General features: G+C 39.9%; 31 protein-coding genes and 3 pseudogenes. 14 read left to right on the plus strand and 20 right to left on the minus strand.

From position 1 onward, the window contains the following. Nucleotides 1–27: 27 nt before the first annotated feature. From JEU79_RS27930 to JEU79_RS03550, 4 genes are all read right to left on the minus strand, one after another. Nucleotides 28–723: a Mu transposase domain-containing protein gene (locus JEU79_RS27930; RefSeq protein WP_343074933.1), complete on the minus strand. Its 696-nt coding sequence runs from the start codon at nt 721–723 to the stop codon at nt 28–30. 271 nt (nt 724–994) lie between these two features. Then, a complete protein-coding gene (istA, locus tag JEU79_RS27935; protein WP_343074934.1) occupies nt 995–1,552 on the minus strand; it encodes an IS21 family transposase in 558 nt (185 codons plus the stop codon). Beyond that, a complete protein-coding gene (locus JEU79_RS03545) occupies nt 1,545–1,943 on the minus strand; it encodes a hypothetical protein (protein ID WP_198262753.1) in 399 nt (132 codons plus the stop codon). Before JEU79_RS03545 ends, istA (JEU79_RS27935) begins: the two co-directional genes overlap by 8 nt. A gap of 144 nt (nt 1,944–2,087) precedes the next feature. Further along, nucleotides 2,088–2,438 carry a hypothetical protein gene (locus JEU79_RS03550; RefSeq protein WP_198262990.1) on the minus strand — a complete coding sequence of 117 codons (351 nt, stop codon included), beginning with the start codon at nt 2,436–2,438 and terminating at the stop codon, nt 2,088–2,090. 403 nt (nt 2,439–2,841) lie between these two features. Here JEU79_RS03550 and JEU79_RS03555 point away from each other — a divergent pair, with 403 nt between their 5' ends. The 8 genes from JEU79_RS03555 (at nt 2,842) to JEU79_RS03600 (ending at nt 8,114) form a co-directional block, all read left to right on the plus strand. After that, nucleotides 2,842–3,201, plus strand: a complete 360-nt coding sequence (locus JEU79_RS03555; protein ID WP_246539975.1) for a helix-turn-helix domain-containing protein — start codon at nt 2,842–2,844, stop codon at nt 3,199–3,201. A 42-nt stretch (nt 3,202–3,243) separates the two neighbouring features. Next, a complete protein-coding gene (locus tag JEU79_RS03560; protein WP_198262992.1) occupies nt 3,244–3,429 on the plus strand; it encodes a hypothetical protein in 186 nt (61 codons plus the stop codon). After that, on the plus strand, nt 3,423–3,719 hold the full coding sequence (locus tag JEU79_RS03565; protein ID WP_198262993.1) for a type II toxin-antitoxin system RelE/ParE family toxin: 297 nt from the start codon (nt 3,423–3,425) through the stop codon (nt 3,717–3,719). The genes JEU79_RS03560 and JEU79_RS03565 overlap by 7 nt, the downstream gene beginning before the upstream one ends. Nucleotides 3,720–4,477: 758 nt before the next feature. Then, nucleotides 4,478–4,846, plus strand: a complete 369-nt coding sequence (locus JEU79_RS03580; protein WP_198262994.1) for a mercuric transporter MerT family protein — start codon at nt 4,478–4,480, stop codon at nt 4,844–4,846. A 74-nt stretch (nt 4,847–4,920) separates the two neighbouring features. Next, entirely contained in the window at nt 4,921–5,187 is a 267-nt protein-coding gene (gene merP, locus JEU79_RS03585) for a mercury resistance system periplasmic binding protein MerP (RefSeq protein WP_198265844.1), read from the plus strand. 76 nt (nt 5,188–5,263) lie between these two features. Then, nucleotides 5,264–5,443 (plus strand): hypothetical protein, encoded by a 180-nt coding sequence (locus JEU79_RS03590; RefSeq protein WP_198262995.1) that lies wholly within the window; start codon nt 5,264–5,266, stop codon nt 5,441–5,443. Nucleotides 5,444–5,480: 37 nt separating this feature from the next. After that, nucleotides 5,481–7,115: a mercury(II) reductase gene (gene merA, locus JEU79_RS03595; RefSeq protein WP_198262996.1), complete on the plus strand. Its 1,635-nt coding sequence runs from the start codon at nt 5,481–5,483 to the stop codon at nt 7,113–7,115. 447 nt (nt 7,116–7,562) lie between these two features. After that, a complete protein-coding gene (locus JEU79_RS03600; RefSeq protein WP_198262997.1) occupies nt 7,563–8,114 on the plus strand; it encodes a Druantia anti-phage system protein DruA in 552 nt (183 codons plus the stop codon). A gap of 59 nt (nt 8,115–8,173) precedes the next feature. Here JEU79_RS03600 and JEU79_RS03605 read toward each other — a convergent pair whose 3' ends face one another. The 3 genes and pseudogenes from JEU79_RS03605 to JEU79_RS03615 form a co-directional block, all read right to left on the minus strand. Continuing rightward, nucleotides 8,174–8,509, minus strand: coding sequence for a type II toxin-antitoxin system HicB family antitoxin (locus tag JEU79_RS03605; protein ID WP_198262998.1), 336 nt, complete (start codon nt 8,507–8,509; stop codon nt 8,174–8,176). Further along, nucleotides 8,506–8,759: pseudogene (locus JEU79_RS03610) on the minus strand (type II toxin-antitoxin system HicA family toxin). Before JEU79_RS03610 ends, JEU79_RS03605 begins: the two are co-directional and overlap by 4 nt. A gap of 501 nt (nt 8,760–9,260) precedes the next feature. Then, on the minus strand, nt 9,261–10,313 hold the full coding sequence (locus tag JEU79_RS03615; protein WP_198262999.1) for an IS66 family transposase: 1,053 nt from the start codon (nt 10,311–10,313) through the stop codon (nt 9,261–9,263). Nucleotides 10,314–10,545: 232 nt separating this feature from the next. Between JEU79_RS03615 and JEU79_RS28300 the strand changes: the two are divergent. Next, nucleotides 10,546–11,539 (plus strand): annotated as a pseudogene (locus JEU79_RS28300) (IS30 family transposase). On the opposite strand, the gene JEU79_RS03625 reads toward JEU79_RS28300, so the two are convergent. The 5 genes from JEU79_RS03625 to JEU79_RS03640 all read right to left on the minus strand — a co-directional run bounded on the left by JEU79_RS03625 (nt 11,495) and on the right by JEU79_RS03640 (nt 15,126). Further along, nucleotides 11,495–12,127, minus strand: coding sequence for a hypothetical protein (locus tag JEU79_RS03625; protein ID WP_198263000.1), 633 nt, complete (start codon nt 12,125–12,127; stop codon nt 11,495–11,497). The pseudogene JEU79_RS28300 and the gene JEU79_RS03625 overlap by 45 nt on opposite strands. A 261-nt stretch (nt 12,128–12,388) precedes the next feature. Next, the gene (locus JEU79_RS27300; protein WP_281400824.1) at nt 12,389–12,553 is read right to left on the minus strand and encodes an ATP-binding protein; all 165 of its coding nucleotides are present in this window, start codon (nt 12,551–12,553) and stop codon (nt 12,389–12,391) included. Nucleotides 12,554–12,579: 26 nt separating this feature from the next. After that, nucleotides 12,580–13,140, minus strand: a complete 561-nt coding sequence (locus JEU79_RS03630) for an ATP-binding protein (protein ID WP_281400825.1) — start codon at nt 13,138–13,140, stop codon at nt 12,580–12,582. A 1-nt stretch (nt 13,141) separates the two neighbouring features. Beyond that, nucleotides 13,142–14,635, minus strand: coding sequence for an IS21 family transposase (istA, locus tag JEU79_RS03635; protein ID WP_198263001.1), 1,494 nt, complete (start codon nt 14,633–14,635; stop codon nt 13,142–13,144). 71 nt (nt 14,636–14,706) lie between these two features. Continuing rightward, a complete protein-coding gene (locus tag JEU79_RS03640) occupies nt 14,707–15,126 on the minus strand; it encodes a hypothetical protein (protein WP_198263002.1) in 420 nt (139 codons plus the stop codon). 369 nt (nt 15,127–15,495) lie between these two features. Here JEU79_RS03640 and JEU79_RS03645 point away from each other — a divergent pair, with 369 nt between their 5' ends. From JEU79_RS03645 to JEU79_RS03655, 3 genes are read left to right on the plus strand one after another with little or no spacing between them, the layout of a single operon-like run. Next, nucleotides 15,496–15,870: a helix-turn-helix domain-containing protein gene (locus JEU79_RS03645; RefSeq protein ID WP_198263003.1), complete on the plus strand. Its 375-nt coding sequence runs from the start codon at nt 15,496–15,498 to the stop codon at nt 15,868–15,870. Nucleotides 15,871–15,882: 12 nt separating this feature from the next. After that, nucleotides 15,883–16,068: a hypothetical protein gene (locus tag JEU79_RS03650; RefSeq protein WP_198263004.1), complete on the plus strand. Its 186-nt coding sequence runs from the start codon at nt 15,883–15,885 to the stop codon at nt 16,066–16,068. Next, nucleotides 16,065–16,376 (plus strand): type II toxin-antitoxin system RelE/ParE family toxin, encoded by a 312-nt coding sequence (locus JEU79_RS03655; RefSeq protein WP_198263005.1) that lies wholly within the window; start codon nt 16,065–16,067, stop codon nt 16,374–16,376. The genes JEU79_RS03650 and JEU79_RS03655 overlap by 4 nt, the downstream gene beginning before the upstream one ends. A 328-nt stretch (nt 16,377–16,704) precedes the next feature. Here the strand turns inward: JEU79_RS03655 and JEU79_RS03660 are convergent, their stop codons facing one another. The 5 genes and pseudogenes from JEU79_RS03660 to JEU79_RS03680 form a co-directional block, all read right to left on the minus strand. Beyond that, entirely contained in the window at nt 16,705–17,139 is a 435-nt protein-coding gene (locus tag JEU79_RS03660) for an RHS repeat-associated core domain-containing protein (RefSeq protein ID WP_198263006.1), read from the minus strand. Then, nucleotides 17,132–18,621: pseudogene (locus JEU79_RS03665) on the minus strand (ISKra4 family transposase). Before JEU79_RS03665 ends, JEU79_RS03660 begins: the two are co-directional and overlap by 8 nt. Nucleotides 18,622–18,703: 82 nt before the next feature. Beyond that, a complete protein-coding gene (locus JEU79_RS03670) occupies nt 18,704–19,771 on the minus strand; it encodes an alpha/beta hydrolase (protein ID WP_198263007.1) in 1,068 nt (355 codons plus the stop codon). Between the two features lie 55 nt (nt 19,772–19,826). Continuing rightward, entirely contained in the window at nt 19,827–20,417 is a 591-nt protein-coding gene (locus JEU79_RS03675; RefSeq protein ID WP_198263008.1) for a cation efflux transmembrane domain-containing protein, read from the minus strand. Continuing rightward, the gene (locus tag JEU79_RS03680) at nt 20,417–20,836 is read right to left on the minus strand and encodes an ArsR/SmtB family transcription factor (protein WP_198263009.1); all 420 of its coding nucleotides are present in this window, start codon (nt 20,834–20,836) and stop codon (nt 20,417–20,419) included. Before JEU79_RS03680 ends, JEU79_RS03675 begins: the two co-directional genes overlap by 1 nt. Nucleotides 20,837–21,119: 283 nt before the next feature. On the opposite strand from JEU79_RS03680, the gene JEU79_RS03685 reads away from it, so the two are divergent. Beyond that, the gene (locus JEU79_RS03685; protein WP_198263010.1) at nt 21,120–22,364 is read left to right on the plus strand and encodes a TlpA disulfide reductase family protein; all 1,245 of its coding nucleotides are present in this window, start codon (nt 21,120–21,122) and stop codon (nt 22,362–22,364) included. A 150-nt stretch (nt 22,365–22,514) separates the two neighbouring features. Next, nucleotides 22,515–23,372, plus strand: a complete 858-nt coding sequence (locus tag JEU79_RS03690; RefSeq protein WP_198263011.1) for an MBL fold metallo-hydrolase — start codon at nt 22,515–22,517, stop codon at nt 23,370–23,372. A gap of 80 nt (nt 23,373–23,452) precedes the next feature. Here the strand turns inward: JEU79_RS03690 and JEU79_RS03695 are convergent, their stop codons facing one another. The 3 genes from JEU79_RS03695 to JEU79_RS03705 form a co-directional block, all read right to left on the minus strand. Next, entirely contained in the window at nt 23,453–23,902 is a 450-nt protein-coding gene (locus tag JEU79_RS03695; protein ID WP_214660484.1) for an LEA/WHy family protein, read from the minus strand. 433 nt (nt 23,903–24,335) lie between these two features. Then, on the minus strand, nt 24,336–25,172 hold the full coding sequence (locus tag JEU79_RS03700) for an anti-sigma factor family protein (RefSeq protein ID WP_198263013.1): 837 nt from the start codon (nt 25,170–25,172) through the stop codon (nt 24,336–24,338). Next, on the minus strand, nt 25,169–25,771 hold the full coding sequence (locus JEU79_RS03705; RefSeq protein WP_198263014.1) for an RNA polymerase sigma factor: 603 nt from the start codon (nt 25,769–25,771) through the stop codon (nt 25,169–25,171). The genes JEU79_RS03700 and JEU79_RS03705 overlap by 4 nt, the downstream gene beginning before the upstream one ends. Nucleotides 25,772–25,831 lie beyond the last annotated feature (60 nt).

Here is a 25,831-nt window from a genome sequence, read left to right on the forward strand (position 1 = left end):
GGCATATCAAGCATCATTTGAATGGCTTCACTTTTCTTCTTTGTTTGATTGTTTTGTTTCAAACTGGATGGTTGAGTCATAAGTTGTTCCTTTGATTTCTTTAGGTTGATAAATATTGATGTCGGGTTTTTCTAACGTAATGTCGAGTAAGTCTTCACTGCGGGTTAAATGCAAAGCACCTGCTTCGGGTAATTTGTTGAGTCGCTGTTCCAATAAATTGGCCACATACTCACTACTGAAGGCTTCAAAGACAAAGGCATCCAGCATGGCTCGTTCAGTGGCTTCAATGCCATAGATTTCACTGAGGCCAACAATCTTTCGCACATGAACTTTAGGGTTTAAACGCTTCTGAGCCAGCTTTTGATAGTAATCACTGGCACGAGGTGACAGTGCAATAAAACGTTGAAACAGTTTTTGATCTTCTGAACGTCTGCGCTGGGCTAGCAATTCTTTGGGATGGTCCGGATCTTCAAAATCACGATGGCGCTCAAAGCTGCGAATGTGTCGGGCAATGAGTTTTTCCTGATCATAAACACAAAGTCGCTCGGGATAGATTTTTAAGGTCAGTGACTGGCTGGCATATTCTGCGGGCACTGAATAGCGGTTAGAATCCAGACTGATGCGAAACAGTTTGGTCGAGCGGACGGTTTCAATCCGTGCAATGTCATATCGGTTAATGGGCAAAGAGCGCATGGCCTGCACATCTTCAGGCAAACAATCCACTGGCTTTTTCGGGTTTCGCCATGGATGCGCACATTAGCAATGTCAGCCATCCAGATTTTAATGGCTGGATTCAAGATCTCAAACTGAGTCAACTCCAGGCCATTGAGGAAGTTTTTTTGACATAACCCACCCCGTTTTCAACCCGACCTTTTTCATTGCCCTTACGAACGCCACAGGCTTTAATTCTAAAACCATAATGATGTGCAAAGTCTAAGTATTTAGGGTTAAAAACAATATCTTCTCCTGCAGGGCGAGAGAGAACGCCCGTCTTTCAATTATCAATCATGACTTTTTCCGGCACGGCACCAAAGAACTCAAAAGCATGTTGATGACAGGCCAGAAAGTGTTCCATGCTTTGTGATAAAGTGAATTCTACGTACATCATTCTGGAATGGCATAACACCATCACAAAGAAGTTCAGCTTGCGAGTGGTTTCACCCACTTGAATGGTTTTGTACAGGCCCCAGTCAACCTGAGCAGCTTCACCTGGTGCAAAGGCTAAGGTTAAAAAAGCGGGCTTTCGTTTGGGTCGAACCTGATGAACATAACGTTTGACCACAGAGTAGCTCCCGTCATAACCCTCCTCCTGTACTCGTTGAAAGAGCTGAGTCGCCGTATAAGCATGCTTTTCCAGCAAACTGACAATATCATCCTTATAGGGATCGAGTTTGCTGTTTTGTGCTGCCGGTTTCCGTGGTCGATAATGTTTTTCCTGTAGCCAGCTCTCTACTGTGCGGTGATCTGAATCCATCTTTTGTGCAATCTGACCTACGTTCAGCTTATCCTGTTGATACTGTTTCATACGGCACCAGGCTTCATAATCAATCATGATGGCCTCCAGCATTTAATTGTTTGAGTATTTGTTTTATGTGGACAGGTGAAGATGAGGTTTGTCTAACGGGGTCAGATTTGGCTGATGGGGATAAAGATAGGACTTGATACAAAGGATGTTTATAAGTGATTAGTTTGGCCTGAATGAGTTCTGTTCGTGCCTGAGTGAACTTTAATGTCCCTATATTCAACTGTTTCATTAAGCTCGGTTGTGAGTAATAACTCAGCCCATTTTGATCGGCAACGGTAAGTAAAAATAAATAAAATGCCATTGATTCACAAGAGCAAGACTCAAAGTGGCCATCACGAACCAGGCGGTGATCGATCCAACTGAACTGAGAGGGGATTTGACGTAATTGCCCTGGATTGGGCATAGGATGCTCGGTCATTGTTTTCTCCATGTTTTAGGTGAGTGTTGAGTAAAAGATCCTCGCCTAATTCTCGCAGTTTCAGACCACTCTCGACTATGTCATCTTGTAACGTACTACCGATAAGATGTGCAATTAATCCTATTAAAACAGTGGGTTGGGACTTTAAGATCTCTTGTAACGCATTGGCGTTAAGATCGTCTGTTTTCTCTTTTTTATATCAATCGCTTGCGTGATTAAGGTATCTTGTAACGGTAATGGGTTATCCAATGATTGTTGTACAATTTTCCAGTATTTTGGATTTTGGGAACGCCATTGCTGAACACGCTGGACATTGACAGTGCCACAGAAGTAGTTTTTATTTTGAGGTTTTTGCAGCCATTTTTTTTGACTGGCGGCCTTACTGGCTTGTCGACACTCAGGTGCTGAGCAGAATTTCTGACGACCTTTAGAGCGGGGGTTGGGTTTGAAAAAAGTGTGGCAGTGCAAGCACTTGCAAGTTCCTGAACGTGGCATTGAGTATTTCCTCTACCTGAGATAGTTGAGGAAAAGCAAGAAAAAGTACAGCAAAAGAAAAGAACGGAAGAAGACAGAAGAAAATCCAAGTAGAACAAAAGATTTTTTTAAAAATTGGGAAGAAAAAGCAGAAGAAGAAATGACATTTTCAAATGGCCAAGATTAGGACACTTTCAGGAGACCCCTGACAAACCAGATCGATAGTCTGTTTTATTTGGCTAATTAATTCTTCAGGTAATCGTGGCATAAGGTTTAACTCCAAAACGTTGTCAAGACTTACTACAAAAAAATAACTTGGTTGCACAATACTACGTTTCGTAGTATTGTCAGAATCAATAACAACGTCATCCCAAACAGGGGGTATACTATGGACTCTATCAGTTACAGCTTGCTGGATAAACTCATGACAAACGATGACAAAGAATTTTTTCAGGTACTTGGCCGACGAATGGCCGACTATCGCAAAGCGATTAATATCACTCAGGTACAACTGGCGAGTATGTTAGGTGTATCACAACAGGTAATTGCTGCTTATGAAGCAGGCAGACGGAAGCTTCCAGCTTCTCTCTTGCCTGTTTTAGCTAAATTGTTTTCTGTGCCTGTGGATGAACTTATAGGGATCAAAGAAAGTAATGCTAAACGTGGGCCTGCCTCGGTGCTACAACGCCAAATTGAACAAGTGGCGTTATTGCCAAGGGCAAAGCAGAAGTTTGTTATGGAGATGTTGGATACGGTACTGAAGCAACAACAGTGCTCGATGTAGATCTGAAACAGAATAGTTATTAATTTTTTAAGGAATTTGATCATGCAATCTCATAGCGCAAAGCAAGAAGCTCTCGATGTGATCCAGCGTCTGCCGGACAACACAGATATAGAAGAAATTATGTATCGGCTTTATGTGTTGGAGAATATACGCAAAGGGCAGGAAGATGCGGCACAGGGTAAAACTCAATCCGCTAAAGAAGTGCTTAAGGATATTCAGTCGTGGTAAAGTGGACTGACCACGCCAAAGCTCAGCTTCACAGTATTTATGAATATATCAGCCAGGACTCTCCCTTTTATGCCAAGCGAGTGACTGAAGCCCTGGTTAAAAAAACCATCGGTCTAGATGCTTTACCTCATAAAGGATATAAGGTGTCAGAATTGAATGAAGATGTCGTTCGTGAGCTATCGCTTTATTCTTATCGAATTATTTATGAGATCAAAACCAGTTATATTGAAGTGCTAGCCGTGATCCATAAACGACAGGATTTACAGGCTGATGAGATCTTGCGAGATTAAGCTAAAACCTACATTAAAAACAATTCGTCTCTGACCCCATTTATTCGGGCAACACCTTGTAAACGACCCGATGCCATATCATAAACATAACGGATGGTCAGTCAATTTGAATTAACTGACCATAGGGGTCATATGCCAGTCGTGTTTCTCTGTTCTGCTCATCTATCTGACTGATAAGCTGGCTCAGTGGAAATCAATGAATCTGACCCCTTGATTTTTCCCCTTGATTTTTGAAAAACAATTCGTCTCTGACCCCATTTATTCGGGCAACACCTTGTAAACGACCCGATGCCATATCATAAACATAACGGATGGTCAGTCAATTTGAATTAACTGACCATAGGGGTCATATGCCAGTCGTGTTTCTCTGTTCTGCTCATCTATCTGACTGATAAGCTGGCTCAGTGGAAATCAATGAATCTGACCCCTTGATTTTTGACCCCTTGATTTTTTGACCCCTTGATTTTGCTTTACATCTATAACCTAAATACAGGTTACTGATTGTTATTTATATTTGATAATTACTGAAAGCTATATTTCATTACAAACAGCAATATCACCATTCAAAACAAACTGAAGAATACAAATAAAATAATTTACATTAACACCACCATTTGTTGCCAATTCTCTGCACTTAAAAAACTTATTCATAATCTCTCAGGACATTCATTTATAAAAATTATTAAAAAAAGCTTGACTCTGTACTTAGGTACAGAGTTTAAACTTGCTACATATTCAAGATAACAGGAGATAAAACTATGTCAAAGGCTGCATCCATAACGACGAAGAGTAACATTAGTTCCATGATCGCAGCAGTGATTATGGCTATCGGGGCATCCCTGTGCTGTGTTGGCCCGTTGGTATTGCTTGCCTTAGGGATAGGGGGAACCTGGATCAGCTCGCTAGCGGCACTGGAACCTTATCGACCCATCTTTATCGGTATAACCCTGGCATTTCTGTTCCTGGCGTTTCACAAGCTTTATTTGGCTCCGAGACAGTGTGCCCCTGGAGATGCCTGCGCTGTACCCAGCACCTTACGCAACCAAAAGATTATTTTCTGGGCAGTGACCGTATTACTGATTGCCTTGTTGACATTTCCGTACTACGGCATTGCATTGTTTGAATAAAGAGCAGTATTGCTAATTAACTATTTAATTGTAGGATTAACCATATGACACGTACACTATTTTTTTCTTTTCTGATGAGTATTGCGCTAATGAGTGCCGCTTTTATGTCCATAGCTCAAGCGAGTGAAAACAAAACCATCATTTTGGATGTTCCGGGTATGACCTGTAATGTCTGCCCGATCACCATTCGTAAGGCACTGGAAAAAACGCCTGGTGTTATAGAAGCAAAAGCGAGCTTCGAAACCAAAACTGTGACCGTCACCTTCGATCCATTTGAAACAAATGTTGAGCTATTAACCGAGGCAACAGCAAATGCGGGTTATCCATCGACACTGAAATAGTGAATAACAACCAGTTACGATAAATTATTTATCAACGATTGACTATTTTAAATATTAACAGAGGAAGATAAAAATGATGAATTCAGTATGGCCCTTTATGGATGGTTTCGGCATGGTTTTCATGCTGGTGTTCTGGTTCCTGGTGATTATGGCTGTTATTACGGTTGCAAAATGGTTTGCAGGTCAATTCAATAAAAAATGTGACTGTAACCAAACTGTAAATAATAATCCAGGCAATAAGCAAAATGAACTATAACTAAAGTAAGTCAAGACCATTCACAAGGATTCTTTATATGAAGACAGTTAATATACAAATCACCGGCATGACCTGTGACCACTGTGCTCAAAGTGCACAAAGTGCATTAAATGCCCTCGAAGGTATCACCGCTTCGGTCTCCTATGATGAAGGGCTGGCCAGTGTCGAGACACAAGGTGTGGTCAATAACGAGCAGTTGCTTAGAACAATTGAAGCCACCGGTTATGGCGCCACTTTATTGAATAATAACACTGCCACAAGTAGTGACGGGGACAGTGATTTGCATATTGCCATTGTCGGTACTGGCTCCGGTGCTTTTGCTGCGTCGATTAAAGCCGTGGAGCAAGGGGCACAGGTGACCATCATTGAAGGTGCGGAAGTGATTGGTGGCACCTGTGTCAATGTTGGCTGTGTGCCGTCGAAGATTTTTATCCGTGGCGCATACATAGCCCATCTTCAAGGGCATCATTCAATTGGAGGTTTGCCACTCAATACACCAAAGATTGATCGTAAGGCAATGATGGCACAGCAACAGGAATGGGTGGAAAAACTACGTTATGCCAAATACGAAAGTATTCTGGAAAGTAATCCTGGAATTAATCTGCTGTGGGGTATGGCGCGTTTCAAGGATGCAAGGACATTAATTGTCACAAAAGCGGATGGTACAGAGAAAGAAGTACAAGCTGATCGTATTTTATTAGCCGTTGGCGCCAGTGCTTCAATACCCAATATTCCCGGCTTGCAGGATACACCTTTTTGGACATCCACCGAGGCCTTGGTCTCGGAAACTGTGCCGGAACATTTGATCGTTCTCGGTGCCTCGGTTGTGGCCCTGGAACTGGCTCAGGCATTTCGCCATCTGGGCGCTGAAGTGACGGTACTGGCCCGTTCGACATTTTTATCAAAAGAAGATCCGGCCATTGGTGCAGGCTTAGCGTCTGCATTTGAAGATGAAGGGATCAAGGTGATGTTAAATACTTCACCGGATACGGTCAATCATGATGGTCAGCAATTTATTGTGCAAACCAATCAGGGTGAAGTCCGGGGTGAGCAATTGCTGGTCGCCACCGGTCGTGCGCCGAACACTGCGGCACTGGATCTGGATAAGATTGGGGTCAAAACGGATAAACGTGGTGGTATTGTGATTGACGATCATATGCGCACGAATATAGAAAACATATACGCCGCAGGTGATTGTACCAGTCAACCACAGTTTGTTTATGTCGCGGCGGCGGCTGGTACTCGTGCCGCACGAAACATGACCGGTGACGATGTTGCTATTGATCTGACGGTGATGCCTGCCGTGGTGTTTACCGAGCCGCAAGTCGGTACCGTGGGTTTAACCGAACAACAGGCTAGTGCTCAGGGACTGATAGTCGAAAGTCGCACGCTGGATCTGGAAAACGTGCCGCGTGCACTGGCGAATATGGACACGCGTGGTTTTATTAAACTGGTGGCAGAAAAAGACAGTGGTCGTATTGTTGGGTGTCAGGTTTTAGCCAATGAAGGTGGTGAAATCATTCAGACGGCAGCACTGGCAATACGCAATAGCATGACTATTAATGATCTGGCTGATCAGTTGTTCCCTTATCTGACGATGGTGGAAGGACTGAAATTAACGGCACAAACATTCAATAAAGATGTTAAGCAACTTTCCTGTTGTGCGGGTTAGAAAAATGAAAGCAATATCAATAGTGATGGTACTTTTTCTGATGTTTACACAGTCCTCCAGGGCGGGCTTGTTTGATCTGGCACCCCAGGATCTACCTTATTTAGTTCCGGATGTCCGTTTTATAAGTGAATCAAAGTGAGCCAGTCTTGGCCAGTCTTGGCCACCCATGATCTAAACCCAGTGTAATACAAATAATAAGCTGAAACAAATGCTCATGGGATCAGTGCTGAAGCACATCTGATAACACTAGCCACAGTATAGCTTACAAAGCATCTTGAAAAAAACCTTTCGCAAAAAATGCTATACCCAGCAAAATTTTGTTGATAGACTTAGTCTGAATAACTGTCTATTGGATAACTTATTTCTATCTCAGAAGAATTAATTTTTAGGCAAAGTGGTCGAGAATTTGATCACAAGGATGTTCAACTCATCCAACAAACCTTCAGAATGTTTCCAACCCTACCTCAATCAGAATTGCTTGAAACGATCGGTGAAAACCTAAATTGGCTTACTGCTTCCGGTTTTCCCAAACGACGTGCCTGCAAAGAATTGATTATCCAAATGGAAGAACAAGGACTGATTCAATTACCACAAAAGCGTTCTCAAGGTGCAGTGAAGCGTTCATCACCCACAAATACCTCACTGACAGATACACCTGATATTTTAGAGGTGACTCTCAAAGTAATCAGCCCTGTTTCGGTTGAACCCGTAACAAATGATAAAGAACGACATCTTTGGAATGAGTATATTGAACGATATCACCCCCTTGGATATAAACACCCCTTTGATTATGCCATCCGTTATTTTATTCGTGCCAATGGTCAATACCTTGGCTGCATTATGTTGTATGGTGCATCACGCGCTTTAGCGCCACGTGATCGCTGGATTGGCTGGCAGCCAAAACAACGTAAGGCCAACTTATCCTGGATAGTGAATAACTCACGCTATCTTAGTGGTTTAGGCCACCCATCATTTAATATCAAAAGATGGGTGGCCTAAACCAAAATAGCTCGGCGCACTGGGTGGCAATAAATATTGATAAATACCAATATCATGTTTTATACATGTGTTGCGTTATCTAAAGTATCAACCACCCATTGATTTAAGCTTTTTCCTTCAGCACTTGCTTTAGTTGCTATGTCTGCATGTAATTTTGTTGGGACTCGGACATTGAATTTTCCTGAATACTCTTTTCTTGGTTCAATATTTCGTTCTTTACATGCTTTAAGAAAAACATTAAGTGAAATTAAACCTTCTTTTTTTAAATCTTCAATGTTGCTAGCATAAAAATCTGCGCCGCCATTTAAGCTAATAAATTCACCTCGAAACATCTCAATTTCTGGATCGTATTTAATGGCTGCTCTATAGCCATTAATTTCCATTAAATTCATCATGGTGTTACCTCGTTATTTCTAAACCATTGTCGAATACTTGCAACCGCTCCCTTATCTGTATCAGGGCGGGGGTGAGGTCGATGGAATACACGGACTTCACCAAACAAAAAAATTCAACACGAGAGCCTTCTCTTTCAATCAACTCGGCGCCAAGAACCGTTAATAATGACTCGATATCACGCCATTTAATATTTGCACTTACTGGATGTGAGAAGATCAATTCAAGTGTTTTTTGATGTTTACGCTTCATTATAAAATAGTACCGTAAAATGGTACTATTGTCAATTTGGCTTTTGTGCTTGATTTGAGCTTAGGGTTTCAGGGTAAACACATTTAGCTACTGCCTTGGGTCATCATGGCGATGGTTTTGGCCACCCATCTTTTGAGATTAAATGATGGGTGACCTAAACCACCGCGTCAACGCAAAGAATGAAATCATGCCCCAAACCAAGCCTATGGTTTTCATAAAAATTAAATGTTTCTGAAATATCAAATTCAGCTTCATTTCTGACTGTAAGGGAATAAGTCATTTATTAGTAATTATTCGTTCTTTAACCAGCAATTCTCGCTGAGATGAAAAATTGAGTTGTAGTGGTGCTTACCAAGCAGAAATAAAAAAACTTTTCGCAGTAACTTTAGCAAAATTAAAAAAATCGAATAAAAAGCTTGCATTTTGAGAAACAAGAGATCAAACTCTTGTTTTTCAATTGGTTGAATGACTTCATGGTAACTTCTCAATAAGTCTGTGCATTTAAACAGCACAAACTTTACCTTTCAGCAACTCAGGCAGATATGGGATCAAATTTCTCTTGCTGATCCGGTCATTAATAAAATCCCAGAATGAAATTCCTTGTTTCAAACAAGTTTTCTTTAAACTGACAAAGGTATCTCTGCAAAGTTGCCCATCCTTTGAGCGTGTACTACCACTAATTTTACGCTTAATAACATATTCTCGAATATCATTTTCACTCAAATTATTATGAAGAGGAATATCAGGCCGTTCCAATACCAGCAGTAATTCTGTTTTATTTCTTGCCAATCGTTTCAGTGCCTGATTCAACGTTTCAAAGCTTGTTTTAGTCCGGCACAATTCATCAAAATGTTCAGCAATCGCTGACTTCAACGGATCATCTGGCTCAAGTTTATATTGTTTGAGATCATAAAATAGTTCCCAAATCTGAGTATGTACCCAGTTCAGTTCTTTATCATGTCGCTCATTGAGTGGTAGTATCCGCTGAAACACTCTGTCTGCATGTATCCAACATAATGCGTGCAACAAAATATCAAATTGTCCTGCATCATCACTCACAATCACCAAATCACTTGGAAAGCCACTGTTAATTAATGCCCCCAGTAAAGCGCCTTCTGTGGCAATGCGAACATGCCGTTGTGTTATGATACTATTGTTCTGCAGATAGTATTTCCAGGCTTCTTCATTATCAAAGCAAGTCTGATGACTTTGTTCAATAACGCTCAATGGCTTGTGAGGTAATTTTTCTGCTCTCATATAATCAAGTGCTGCATCGTTGAGCGTATAATCAACAGCAGCACCTCGTAACAATTGTAGAAAATTAATCCGGCTCTTATATCGAGTACTTGAAAACCAGGCAAAGGTTTCATTGCCAACGTGAGTACAATAACCATTCTTTCCATCATGACGACTACCCGTATCATCAACATAGATATAAGTACTATTGTTGATACCGGCAGTTAGCAATGTATTTTTTTCAGTATGAAAATGGTCTTTGTCATGGATTAAAATCTCATTGATCTGACCCGTTGAAATATCAAAACTTAGATTCAACTCATAAGTGCAACACTATTTGGTTGTATTTGTGATATTTGCTGGTTTATCGCTGGCTCATGAAATTCCCGGGGTGGCCGAGCGTAGCGATGGCCACCCCGGGAATTTCATGAGACAGCGACGCGCCTGACGGCGCTACTAAAAAAATCATAAGTACAGCAATGATTTGCTCGAAAAAATGGCCAATTGCTTGTAAAATCGGCCATTTTCTCCTGCAAGAGTAAAGTGACTTATGAGAACTTACAAGCAATTGACACAAGAACAAAGATACTACATTTCGACTGAGATTAAAAATGGCATTTCCCAGTCTAAAATTGCTCAGGCGATTGAGGTGAGTAAATCTACTATATGCCGTGAAATTAAACGCAACGCTGGTTTACGTGGCTATCGATTTAAGCAAGCTCAAGAAAAAGCCGTTAAGCGTCGCTACAATGCTTCTAAAGCAATTAAAATGACGGATGACATGATTGCCCTTATTGATGAAAAGCTTTCACAGCACCAGTGGAGTCCTGAACAGATATCAGGTTGGTTACTGAATGACAAAATGCTACTTCTTAGCCATGAACGTATTTATCAACACATATGGGATGATAAGAAGCAAGGTGGTGATTTACATCAGTATTTAAGGCGTCAGGGAAAGAAATACCAAAAGCGTGGTAGTAACGGTAAAAGCAGTCGGACAAATAATTAATCGAATTTCCATTGATGACCGTCCTAAGATTGTTGATGATAAACGTCGTGTTGGTGACTGGGAAATTGATACAGTGATCGGTAAAGGACACAGTGGTGCTCTGGTCACGATTGTAGAAAGAAAAACGCTTTACACATTAGTAGCAAGAGTGAATGGCAAACAGGCTGATTGGGTGACACAAGCAACAATACAATTGCTTAAACCCTTTAAAGACAGGCTTCATAGTATTACCGCAGACAATGGCAAAGAGTTTGCTTATCATGAGCAGGTAAGCAAAGCTCTTGATACAGCATTTTATTTTGCCCACCCTTATTCTTCATGGGAGCGAGGGTTAAATGAAAATACTAATGGACTGATTAGACAATATTTTCCTAAAGATACAGACTTTAAAGAAGTGACTGATAAAGAGGTTTACAACATGATGGAAAAACTTAATAATAGACCTAGAAAGGCACTCGGCTTTCAAACACCATTCCAGGCAATGAAAAAATCATTTGCAAGAACTGGAATTTCCTGCGTTGCACTTCAGAGTTGAATCCGCGAAACCTAATTCTGTTAATTGTTGTATTATCAATGGCTGAGTCACTCTCTGGTGATAATATTGATAAACGATATAACTCTGTAATGTATGGCCAAAATGTCCTATATGTGTATCAAAGCTCAATTTTCCTATACAGGTATCACCATCGGGTGTTTTATAGCGAGCCAATCGATAACGAGTATTGAAAGGCTTAATCAGCAGCTCCTGAACAAAATAATCCTGATACCCTAAAAAACGTGAATGTTCTGGCAGGTTATCTGGTTTGATAACGGTGGTTTTATGAATAGCCAATTTCTTCTTTCGTTTACGACTTTTACTAGTCCCATTTCCTGAGTTGTTTTTCTTGCTTCCTGAATGACCTGTCGGATTATCATTGTCATCATCCTTTGGCAATTTACTGGCTCTTATTTTAGGCTTTGGAGGCAGCTTTTTAAGCTTAGCAACTTCTGTTTTAAGGGCATCGATTTCAACCTGTTGGTTTTGAATGATTTCCTGTTGTTGCTCCATGAAAGCAAGGAGTAATCGGACTACCGGTGTCTTTTCTTCTTCAGGTATCTCTGGAATTGGAGGTAATTTTTTCACTATAATCAATACAGGTTGTTTTCAATAAAACAATTGTATCATGGCTTTTTAAGGCTCTTTAGTTTGCCCTGTGTTGATCAAACTCCCTCTCAGTTAAGATAATATTCAAAAATATTCTATTTCGATCTGAGACAGATCGACAGGATCATTTATAGGGATAAATTACATGGGGCAGTGAAAATGCAATTTTTGTCCTCTAAAATGCTGTCAAGACTTTTTTGTTTTTATTTCAAGTTTTGCACAGACTTATTGAGAAGTTACTTAATCTAAGCCTTTCATCGCTTGTTTTCTACGATAACTGTCGCCTTCAATTTGATAAATAGACGCATGATGAATGAGTCGGTCAATGGCAGCAGCCACTGTCATCATATTGTCAGTGAAGATACTATCCCATTCACTGAAAGCCTGGTTTGAGGTAATGAGCAAGCTATTGCGTTCATATCGGTGCGCAATTAATTCAAATAGTACCTGGCTTTCACTATTGGTTTTTTGACATAGCCAATATCATCAAGAATAAGTAACTCATATTTATCCAGCTTTTTCAGTTCAAATTCCAGAGATAACGCTTCTTTTGCCTTTTGAAGCATTTGCACCAATGAAGTGCTGCTCATGAATTTAACCCGCACTGATTGCTCGATGAGTGCGTAACCAATAGCGGCGGCTAAATGCGTTTTCCCCAGACCACTGGCACCAAATAAAAGCAGATTATGTCCTTGCCTGAGCCAGTCTAACTGAGTAATTTTTTGTTTGAGCTGTTGGGCTGTCACACCGGTTATTTCATTAAAGTCATACTGTGATAACTGTTTACCAATGGGTAGTTTGCTTTCTCTTAATAAGCGCTTTAATTTATTGTCATGCCGGTAACTGGTTTCTAATTCACATAAATGGGCTAAAAATAATTCAGGCTCCCAATCTAATTCAATGGCTTTTTGTGAAACCTGCTGCCATTGTTTGACCATGGTCGTTAAACGTAATTCTTTGAGTAAAAACGGTAAACTTTGTGCATTGGCCATATTAATTCCCCAGTAATACATTGTAGGTCGATAAGTCATGTTGCTGACTGGTGTACTGAGGTCTATCAACCGACATGGGCGCAAAAAAGTCACGGCACGCTTTGATGGAAACTCGACTGCCGGCTTCTAACGAGGCTAAGACAAAACGACCCAGCGCTGCTTCACAATCATAGGCATCGGCAATGGACAGCAAGCTCACCATATAACGGCAATCATCATCATGAATGCCCGTTTGTTTGAGATTTTCCCAAATCAGGGTGAAATCACCTTCTGGGACAATATCATCTCGGTAAGCCGATGATTTAAAGGCATTGGGCTTTTTGGCTAACGAGTGAATGATATGTTTATAATTGATTGAACGCGAACGGATATGGCGGTGTGCATAAATACGCTTTAAACTTAAGGTCAATTCATGACCATAGAAACAATCTAAATGTTGATCATAAATATGGATCAATAACGTGGTACCAATCAATCGGGAGGGTACGGTATAAGTGACTCGTTTAACTGAAATGGTACTCCTTGTGGTGACTTTAACATAGAGCTCACTAAAGCCATTGGTGCGGCGGCTGGGAAGCGGTTTTAAGTGTGCTTTTTCTTCATTAAATCGTGTTTTACAGCGTATGTTTATTTGGCGAACGATGTCATCAATAAAGGCTTCATAATCCAATAAGGCGGTAAAATCTCGACTGCCACGAAGGAGTAGCTTTTGTTCGATTCGGCGTTTTAAATGACCATTAGGGGATTCAATGGCTCCATTTTCATGGGCAATGCCTTTATTGTTTCGAGTGGCTTTTATACCATAGTATTGACATAATTTTTCATAACGCTCGGTCAGCTTTTCTTGTTCATAATGATTGTTAAATGCAGCACTTAGGCTATCGGTTCGGTGGCTTACAGGGACACCGCCTGATTGCCATAGCGCATTTTGTAAGCCTGAAGAAAGAGATTCAAAGCTCTCTCCACCTAAGACAACTTGAACATAAGTCCAGCCACTATAAACCAATCGGTAGTGATAAAGTTTGTGTTTAAACTCTTCTCCGTCAATCGTGATTTTAAGCTCATTAGCCCAGGTGTAATCTGAAATACCCATATCACCGGCAATGTGTTTTTGTTGAAAAATAACTTCTTGCTCCGGTCCTTCCTGAGCACGCCAGCGTTTGACTCGGCGTTGCAGTGTTCTTAGGTGAGTGTTGTCAAATTGACCGGGTTCTAGCTCTTCCAGTGCTTCTAATAAGGTAATGGGCTGTAGTTTGGGCTCAATCTCAAGTAAGGGCACTAAATGTTGTTCAAAAGCACCATTTAAGGGATCTTTTCGAGTTTTGTACTGTCTGGGCTGTGTGGTGCCGCCGGGGTGCTTACCTGTATCAATGCGTCGCGCTGATCTTTCTGAAAATCCTGCTTTGGCTGCTGATGAAGCTTGAGTGTGATTCGGTTGTTTTCGATGTGACATGTATAACTTGACCTGTTCTTGGGTAATTGATTTTCCAGACATAAAAATCCTTCTCGATTAATGTGTCTGGAGTGTATCAAACCGGCCAAGCTAGTTGTCGCCGACCGGACAAGTTAATTGTCGCCTAATACAAAACCATTTGTTGCCCCATTATCATATGACTCAGTGTAACTAATGAGCGATTTTCCTTTACCACCGTAAATTTGCTCTGGATTGTTACCATTTATCATCAGTGAAGGCTTACTTCCCACATCACCAAAGTCTGGATGCCAAGCTTCGCCTGTTCGACCAAAATCCCACCCTATAGGTACATCTTTTTCTCTTTTCAACTCTCCATACTTAAAGGACGTCTTCCAATTTGGCTGACGATCAAAATTATCTTGATATAAAACCGCTTGAGAAGCTATATCAATTATTCCTATTTTGAGATTAGTTTCCATACCTATCCACCCAGATACTGGCAAGGAACTAAAAGCACTAAGCAACATTGTAGAAAACAAGCAATATTTTTTTGTTTTTTTTAAAAAAATCATTCTTTACCCCTAGAATAAGCCTTAATGTATTATATTATAGTACTTTTAATCTCGATGAATGTGATATTTATCTGACAGCGGTCTCCTGAAAGTGTCCTAATCTTGGCCATTCTTTTTGAGTTTATAGCCTTGTGACTGGATCAGCTGAACCAGATCAATATCTTTTTTATTTTAGAAATTAATTCTTCAGGTAAACGTGGCATTTTGACCCTTTTATAGTGTAAGCAATGGGAACATATTATGGATATAAAGTAATACATATGATACCTTATATCAACAAAAACAGCTTGAAGAGTGTAAAAACCTAGAATATACTAGTGGAAGGATATGAACAATACGACCTGAATTTGCTATCAATAAGGAGTTAATATGACCTTAGGTGAACGCCTTAAGCGACTAAGACAAGAACATAAATGGTCACAGGCTCAGTTTTCTAAAAAACTGAATGTACATCAGAAACAAGTCTCTGGTTATGAACGGGATATTCATGTGCCTTCAATTGACGTATTAGTACGAGCTGCTGAGATCTTTAATGTTTCATTAGATTATCTGGCCATTGAACATCATGGACAAACAACACCAGTACAGATTGCTGATCGTGAGTTGTTACGCAAGCTTGAAGCCGTTGATAAATTATCCGATCAGGATAAATCAACCATTAAAGCCGTATTAGATTCCTTTATTTTAAAAAGCCAATTTCAGCAATTGGCTAATATTAATAATAAAGTCAATTCAGCCATCTAAGGAGCACACTCTATGCAAACCAATACAGCTAAGGAAGAAGTGAAGCGAATGATTGATCATTTACCCGATGAAGCCACGTTAAGTGATATTATGTATGAGCTTTATGTGAAACAAAAAATTGAGTTAGGATTACAAGCCGCTCAGGGAGGACGGACTCTTTCTCATGAAGAGGTAAAAAAAAGATTATTGAATAAATGAGAATTGAATGGTCGGAAATTGCTTTCGATGACTTAAGCAATATACAGGATTATATTGCTAAGGATGCGCCTTATTATGCCGATCAATTCATTGATAAATTGATGACAGCTACAGAGAAATTATCTGATCATCCTCGAATAGGAAGAGAAGTACCTGAGGCAGAGTATGACCCAGATATTCGTGAACTGATCTTCCATAGTTACCGTATTATTTATCAAATAAATACGGGTCATATCCTGATTATTGCTGTTATTCATGGTAGTAGAGATTTAATTAATATTGATGTTAAACCTTGGGATATTGTTTGATCACTATTTTCCTTTTGATGGCTGTTCTTAATTACTTTTTGCTTTAAATATTATGTGACCAGCCTTTAAAAAAGCTATAAAACTGGCAAGAAATCCAATTGATGCAATATAAGGTTGCCTACATCTAAAATGCTCATGAAATAAGCTGAAGTTATTATCACAGAACACCATAGCCAAGCTTACAGAAGAATAAATCCATAATAAAAAAAACAATATTGAGAACAGTAAAATAACAATAATAAAATACCACAATTTAACTGATATAGGCTTTTTCATATTATTGATATTATGCCTTTTTTGCTAATGGAAAGTTATAACTTTCCATCGTTTACTGTGTACTGCATCTAATCAGAATATCAGTTACTGTTGTTTGGCAGTTATTCCATGGCCCAAATCTTCCTGTTGGCTGACCCAACTGTAATGAGTCATTTACACACTGTTCATCGACATTTTGTACATGATCGCAATGTGAATTATCAGCAAGAGATTGATCTCTATGCTCAGTAATATCTGTTGGACTAAATGGAAGTTCACTATTTCCACCCTGTGCTGGAACTCCTCCAGCAGGTCCCATACCTCTTTCTAGAGTATCAGTAAGTAGCCACTCATGATTTAACTGATTCAAAGGAAATGGTAAATCAGCAGGTCTACCACATACATAAACATCCAAACCAAGAGAGTCTGTATACTTCAATGGATTTGCTAAAGCGTAGCCATAAGTATTGGGTGTAGTTCCTTTAAAACGACAAAATTCATTACCCAAAGTTGTTAACCTCTAAAAAATCATAATTTCTTTTTTTTGACATTTTCTTATAAAACTTCCAATACATTTCAAAGTCACCACTGGATTTTAGTGAGCGTAATTTCAATACTGCTTCTGCTCCCTGCAGACTCCAACGAGCACCGGTTATATCAAGTCGGTCATTAATGAGGTGACGGCATGCACCTTCAATAACGCCACTGGCAATAGGATAACCCGCTTTTAATGCGATGCCATACTGCAACTGCTCTTTATTTTTAGTAAATAATCAGCACATTTATCAATATTTTCTCTACTTTCTATTTTCCGTCTTGTGGCACTGAGTCTGATCCCTTTGGCTACTTGTGAACAATGGCCATTAAGTATTTTGACTGCTCTTTCAGCTATCCATTCCTCAACCGCTTCGTCACCTTTATCAAAGAAGCACCAAGCTGCTTTCCAGAGATATTCCAAGACATGGATAAAGTCCATTACAATAGTTGCTTTGATGCTCAGTTTCTTCATCACTTTTTGATGAGTTTGATCTGGTGAGGTAAACCATCAATTAAAATAACCCATTCCCTCTTTTGTTTTGGATCTCTTTGTAGTGCTTCCTGAAATGCTTCCTCAATAACAGTTTCTGCCTCTCGCTCAACACTCGCCCAAACCCGCTTATTTCTAATGGGGGTTCGAAAAGGAACGACATTATCATCTTCTGCTACTTTCATAATAGATTCAGCAGCACGAATATGAGATTGTACGGTATAAACGGCAGCCACTTGTGCCATACGTTTTCGGTCTTTTTCTCTCCCTGACTCAGACGACTTTTGAGCTTCTTATTCTTCTGGGCATTTTTCTTTGTGCATTCTCTTAAACCTTCAGGTCGCATAACTATCCCTTTTCCATCAAAGGTTAAGACCAGAAAATCTGATGTTTTTCGGGTTCAATAAATCGTTTTTTCTTATAAAAACCTTCAAAATCCTGAGCAACATCTCTCACTATATTGAGGCACTGTCTTTTGGGCACATGACCAGCAGTTGTACTATCAATACTTTCAACGACATCATCGAATGAACCTCGAATGGCTTCTTTAGACACTCTGAAATAAATACCATCACTGTAACTGTTAGTTGATAAATTCAGTTCAGCATCAATAGGAAATAAACTGTCTTTATTTCTTTGACTATAACCATTTCTGGTGGCAGTGACCTGACCAAACAAACTATTCAGCGAACGATGGGTGTTTGTACGGACATAATTCAGCTTGTCTCCTGAAACGGTGTTAACACAGCTTCTTTTTTCCTCGTTGGCGGCTTTTAAATCTAGCCAGCCCTGCAGTAGTCGTCTTAAAATTTCCTGACCTTCCTTGTTAATAAAATCTTCTATGTCACCATGTTCACAATTTTTATGTTTATCTGTTTGTAATTGTTTAATCAACTGTTCAAGTTGATCCTGAGCACCAAAAAAGAATGAATAATCGTTTGAATTTAGGTATGCTATGTTCATGAGAGAGGTCTTTTTATTGGGTTATGAAACTAAGAAGCTTATAAAACAATATTTTGATCTTTCTCTTTTCATTTTTCAAGCATTAACTATTGAATTTATTGTTTATTTTCATCGTTTTAGAAGATCTGCACCCAAATGATTTTAATGTTTTAATATCACTTTCAGCCAGCTCCAGATTATAATGATGCTCTTGTTCACCATTAGTCACAATGTAGTGTTTATTCTTTAAATCCGGTTTTTTGTTTGCTATTTCAAGCCCATCAACGGGGTATAAGCCCGGTGACATTGCCAATACACCCTGCCATTGTTCCGGATAACTTGCCGATATTTGCGGTGCGACTTGAGCACCTTGAGAAAATCCAAATAAGGCTTTTGTTGATGCGACCACTCCTTCTTTTTTTAATATGTCATCAAGATACGTATTAATATGTTGATTATTATCGCCAGCCTCAACAGACCAAGCAAAAGCAGTTTTACCCGAAGGGGTTATTCCGCTAAGACCAAGGATGATAATATTTAAAGTGTCTGCAACATTCTGATAACGTTCATGAACAAAATTTTGAGGATTGTCGCCCTTACCATGCAAGCCCACAAGTACAGGAATGGCCATGCTTTTTTGATAGTTCTTGGGTTTAATCAGTGAATAAGATCGGTGACCTGAATATCGCCAGTATTTTTCCATCGATAATAAGTAAGCATGCATTTCGGGCCAGAATTGACTCGATCTCACACTTTGCATATCCGGATCTTTTTCTACCCAATTAACATCATTGTTGCCCTTCTGCGCATCAATGATTAGCCAATGCAATGCCTGCTTTATATTACCCTGACGAGCATAGTAAAAAGCAAGATCATAATAGCCCCTGTCACCAACTTGAATAGCCCAGTACTGATATTGGACTGCACGCGGATAGTCTTTGTTTTCTAACGCAGCTCGAGCTCGGGCAATTTCAGCAAGGCGCTCAGCCGGATAGTTTTTTAAGTCCACTTTGATATAGCGTTCTTCTGGCACAAGGGGATACTGAATGTGTTCAGGTGTTTCTGGCAACGTTACTGCCTGAGATAAACTTATTTGACCAAGGAAAAGTACCATCCCTAACAAATGTTTAATTAATTTAAATTTCAAGCTTAATAAATTACCTATATTCATCTTTAATTCCTTTTAAAGTTTTTATTCATAACGAATAAATTTTCAGCATTTCTTTTTAGACTTTTTTAGCTTCGCTTAAAATCATTAAGCCACCACGAATAACCACTGCCACAATCAACACGCCAATTAATAAATCCGGCCAGGGGGAGTTAAAAAAGTAGACTAAGAAACCAGCAATAATCACACCCGTGTTAGCAATGACATCATTTTTTGAAAAAATCCAACTGGCACGCATGTGTATTTCACCTTTTTTATGCTTGTTGATCAAAGCCAGGCAAATCACATTGGCGATCAAAGCAATAAAGGAAATGATGATCATTAGGCTTGACTCTGGTTCATGTCCCATAATAAAACGACGTATGATTTCCAGCATCAGGAGTGAACCTAATATAATCTGAAAATAACCGCTGAGACGCGCAGCTTGCTGTTTTTTTGCATAGGCTTTACCCACAGCATAAATACTGATGATATAGACAAAGGAATCCGCCAACATATCAAATGAATCTGCAATTAAGCCTGCTGATTGCCCCATAATGCCTGCAATGAGTTCTACAACAAACATGCTGCCATTAATGGCGAGCAAGATAAACAATAATTGTTTCTGTTCATTGTTTTTAATTTCAACTTCGCAACCACAGCCCGCCATCATGCTTCTCGCTTAGAGGCCGAAGACTCGGCTTGAAATTTTTCCGTCTGTACTCCTATTTGGCAGCGGCCCGACTCTCGCAACGTCATACGTTGTTTAAAGCGTGTTAAATCACTTGCATATTGTCCTTCTGAATCAGATAACAGCGTAATGGTTTGGTATAAATTCATCAGATATTCAGCACTCATAATCAAGCGATGATAAACCCAGCGGCCATCTTTTGTGGCACTCAATAAGCCTGCTTGTTTTAATACTTTTATATGACGGGACAGCTTATACTGCGGCTCAAGCAGTGAATCGACAAATTCACAAAGACAAGCTTCTTCGCCTGTGACGCTCAGAAGGCGAATAATTCTTATCCGAATGGGATCGGATAAGGCCTGAAAAACGGTTTCGGGTTTTATATCTATAATATGCATAGTTGCATTTTAGTGCAATCGACTTGTAATATCAAGAAGAAATAACGCCTTAAGCGACCTTACTATCCGTTAGAAGAGCAGCTTAAAATTAGTAGACTTTAAGTGCTACTGCTAGCAATCCTTTAGGTTCAATGTTATAACTTATTACTTTATAGACACGTAGTTATTCCCCTCTGAATAACTTTTTTCTAAGCAACAATCACCTGAGTAAGCCACCCAATTAGTTATAATCATGAAACAACTTTTAAAATTCAGTATTTTTTTTCTACTCATAACATACTCATTGCTAGTACATTCAGAACAGTTTCTCTTATCCACTGAAGGCTCTGAACTCGAAGTGCAAGTCTACAAGGCAAGAGGCAAAAATCTGCTTCTTATTATGCCATCAGAACATGGCATCACCGATGGTCTAAAAAAATTGACAACTGACCTACAAACATCCGGTGTGGAAGTCTGGCTTGCTGATCCGTTCTCTAGCTGGATGTTACCCGTTGTTGAATCCAGCCTGGAAAAAATTCCTAACATCGCCTATGTCGAATTTATTCATGCTGCACAGCAATACGCAAAAAAGAATAACAAGCGCATTTATCTTCTGAGTCATGACAAGGGTTCAAGAAAACTATTAGAGTCAGTCCGACAATGGCAGCTCGATTCCAATAAGCTTATTTCCGGCGTGATACTTATTTCGCCTAACCTATACAGTAAAACACCCGATGCAGGCAATGAGGCTAAGTTATTGCCCATCACTTATGCCACTAATTTACCACTTTTTCTTTATATCCCAGAAAAATCCACACTGGCTCTACGTATTCGCAACATCGTTAATTCACTTGAAACTGGAGGCAGTGATGTCTTTGTTAAAAGACTCAACAATGTCCGAGATCGTTTCTTTTTTCGCCCCGATGCTAGCGAAAAGGAAATTACTACCGCTTCGGGCTTAAGTCAGCAGATTCTGCAAAGTTTAAAATTAACACAGTCTTATGCCCAACCAAGAAAGGCTGCAAGTTTGGCCGCCCCGACAGCAATCATCAATGAGAACAATCAGCCGCAAACAAAGGCAAAGAAAACAACAGGCGTGTTACGTATTTATAAGGGCTCACTTAAACCGGATGATTTTAAACTCAAAGCTCTAAATGATAAAACACACAAGCTAAGTGATTATCGTGACAAAGTTGTATTAGTCAATTTTTGGGCGAGTTGGTGTCCTCCCTGTGTGCATGAAATACCTTCAATGTCAGAGCTAAACGCTAGCGTTAATGACACACTGAGCAATAAATCGTTTGAGATATTAGCCATCAACCTTGGCGAACCCAAGCAGGATATTGCGACTTTCATTGAAGCACACCCGGTGAACTTTTCTGTTTTACTCGACCCACAGAAATCGCTCCCCAAACAATGGAAGGTGTTTGCTTTTCCAACAAGTTATTTACTTGATAAACAAGGACGAATTCGTTATTCAGTTGCCGGGGCAATTGATTGGAATAGTCATGAAGTTAAAACAATTATTAATCGCCTTATTAATCAATAGTTCTATTAGTATAACAAGGCATACCATTTTTTGAGAATAAACATTATTATGAATGACATCAATTTAAAAATAGTATTTGTCTACTTGATTCTATTATGCGGCTTATCTTCACTCGTATACGCAAACAATTATCCTGTATCAAACGTTACAATGAACTTAGAAAAAGTATCTGAGCATGTTTATTATGTGCAAGGCCCTGCGGGTGTAGCCACCGACAATGAAGGCTTTATTTCTAATGCGGTAGCAGTCATTAGCAACAAAGGTATCATCGTCATTGATTCGCTGGGAACACCTTCTTTAGCTGCATTATTTTTAGAGAAACTTAAAGCCATCACTGTTCAGCCTGTCGTCAAAGTCATTGTTACACATTATCACGCCGATCATATTTACGGCTTACAAGTATTTAAAGAACAAGGCGCAAGTATTATCGCACCTGCGGGTTATAGTGATTATCTTGAAGGCCCCAATGCTCAGCAACGTCTCGAAGAAAGACGTTTTTCCCTAGAGCCCTGGGTTAATGATGATACCTACTTAGTGATTCCCGATGAAGTGATCGATAAAAATACCGCATTCACCTTGGGTGACATCGACATTGAAATAAATTATCTTGGTTCCGCACATTCTGATGGCGATCTCACTGTCTTCGTTAAACAGGACAATGTCTTAATCACTGGCGACATTATTTTTGAAGGTCGTGTACCTTTTACCGGCAGTGCTGATACCGGGCATTGGCTCAGTTTGCTGGAAAAGCTTAAAACAAAAAATATTGTGGCACTTGTGCCCGGTCATGGTGGCGCAGCAAAAGATCCTAACGCTGCCATACAACTCACCTTACGCTACCTGCAACAAGTGCGGGCTATTATGAAAGCAGCGGTCGATGAGCTAATGCCTTTTGCAGAAGCTTATGAGGAAGCAGTTTGTCTGAATTTGAAAAACTACCCGCTTTTGACGCTGCTCATCGCCGCAATGCCTATGGGATCTATTTATCTCTCGAACGTGAGATGTTAGCTGAGTAACGAATATGAGAGTCTCACCGGCACTGCTACAAGTGGTGATATACTCGTTTAGATAAGCTCATTTCATGGCGCTTATTTTAAATTGATTTCACCTTGCTCATTAAACTTGATGCCAAACAAACTCCCACGGGTATAAACAGAGCCGCTTAATTCATACTTAAAGGGCTCTGTATTAAGCTTCTGAAAGCTATTAAATTGTCGAACCAAACCAAAAATAGTGCTGGTAATTTCGACACTGACTACTTTTTCGGACAATGCGGGTAGGTTAAATGCTTCATTGCTCACACCTGATGCAAAGTCTTTGCCATTGAGCTCAACATCAAAACTAAAACCATCAATAGAAAATTCTTCATTACTGCGATTCATAATACGCAGGTCAACTTGATAGCGCTGTTCCATCAAGGTGGATTGCAGTGGTTTCATAGCAGCAATATTGATTTTAAATTGTGCAGGTCTCGTTTCAATCCCGGCGCAACCGAAGAGAAAAACAATCAATAGAATAGGGCTTATAATTTTTAGCATAGAGAGACCATAAAGAGAATAACCATAGCGACATAAATAACAGGCATAAAAAAAGCGACAAGTAATTAAACTTTAGTCGCTTTTTTGTGACTCCCTACCAGGCTATTTTTATAAACAATTTCTTATAGACAACTGTTTAGATAAATATTCCTGCCTGTGGTCTATCCTTAGACCCTGCACTCCATTATCGTTCCGTCTTACATCTTCCTTAGTTGGATTTCCTAATCCATGTGAAGCATTCTATCAGAAAAGCGATTTTCGGCAACTAGGGTAATCCTCTACCGAATACGACCAAATTATTTTTTTATCAATATTAACCTTTACAATCAAAGAGTTATTTTTCTTTCTTTATGTAGCACTATAGCTTAGTAGAAGCTAATAACATCCTTATAATGTGAGCTAGTTAACATCTTTGCTAGAGTGACACCATCAATTAAATCGTCTTAATCATTAATTCATCCGTTCTTGGCATACCATCCTCTGGTGCAACAATCAGCAAGCCAGCCTGTTTAAGTGGTAAGGCCAATATTTTGAGCTTACTGGTTCTTTTCTGGTATTTACCCGAATCGGCAACCGCTTGACGCACATCATGATGACGAAAAAAAACCGCTTCACTAATACGAAACTGAAACACGATATTATCTCCGTTACGTACTGCAAAGCCTTCTGCGGGCGCACCACCAATAGTCGTTTGCCAATGGCTTACGACTCTTGAATCCGGCCAACTGGCAGGTGAATTGATAGCCAATGCCACACTTTGATTAGGCAATCTATTGGTGTTGAGCTGATGATACTCTGCTAACACTTCTTGTATCATAGGAATATTATTTTCAGAGCCCAGTTTTACATCCGGAAAAATGAATAATAGCAATAAAATTGACGCCACTCCCCAACCACTGATAGTCGCTAGAGATGGCAAAGTCATTGCTTTGAACCAATGATATAAACCATCATCCCCTAACCATTGAGCTTGTTTTTTAGTCTTTACTTCTGTTTCAGCACCCTTTTGTGCTGCATTATTCAATGCCTGATCAAGCTGTTGGTGTAAATCTGCGGGCATACGCGTGACAGGCAGACTGTTTAGGCGTTGATTTAATTGCTGTTGACGTACGACATCCATACGACACGCCTCACAACCGGACAGATGTGCTTCAATGAGTGTGGTTTCCTGATCATCCAGCATGCCATCAACATAACCTGCGAGTAAGTCCTGAAGTTGAAAATGCAAGTCATTGAAACGGTTTTTGAGTTTCTGAACCTCTTCACTCATTTTGTTTTCTCCCGTTGTTCTTGTTTAAGAAAGTGAATCTTCGCTGTATTTTTTACTTCATCATTGAGCATACTTGCCGCAAGTAACCGTCGTCCACGAGAGAGTCTGCTCATTACTGTACCGGGTGGAATATTGAGTATTTCAGCCACTTCCTTATAACTCAACCCCTCAATGTCTCGTAAAAGGATCACCGCACTATATTCATCCGATAACGATTTAATTGCCTTAATCACTTGTTCATCCGACTGCGCTTGTAGCACTGCTTCGAAAGGGCCGGGCGATAAACTACTTTGTTCTTGTAGTAATAGTGCTTCCGTAGATTGCATGGGAGCTAATTGGTGTCGGCGTGTTTCACGGCGAATATCGTCAGCAATCACATGATCAAGAATTTTCAACAACCAGGCAAAAATGGCGATATTATCCTCTAAACGTGAAAAATCACGCCATGCTCTTAATAAGGTTTCCTGAACCCAATCTTCAGCCTTACTTCGCACTTCAGTTCTGCGTAATGCCACCCCCCAAAGACGATCACGCCAGGGTCGTGTTAGATGCTCAAAGCGCTGTTGCTGCTGAGCAAGTTGCTTGAATATTGGTTTCATTAAATTTTCTTTGAGTTATTTTTGGTCATTATTTATTTTATTGAAATTCATATTAGACAG

Origin of the sequence: sulfur-oxidizing endosymbiont of Gigantopelta aegis, from assembly GCF_016097415.1 — a bacterium.
In the GTDB taxonomy this organism is placed as follows: Bacteria; Pseudomonadota; Gammaproteobacteria; order GRL18; family GRL18; genus GRL18.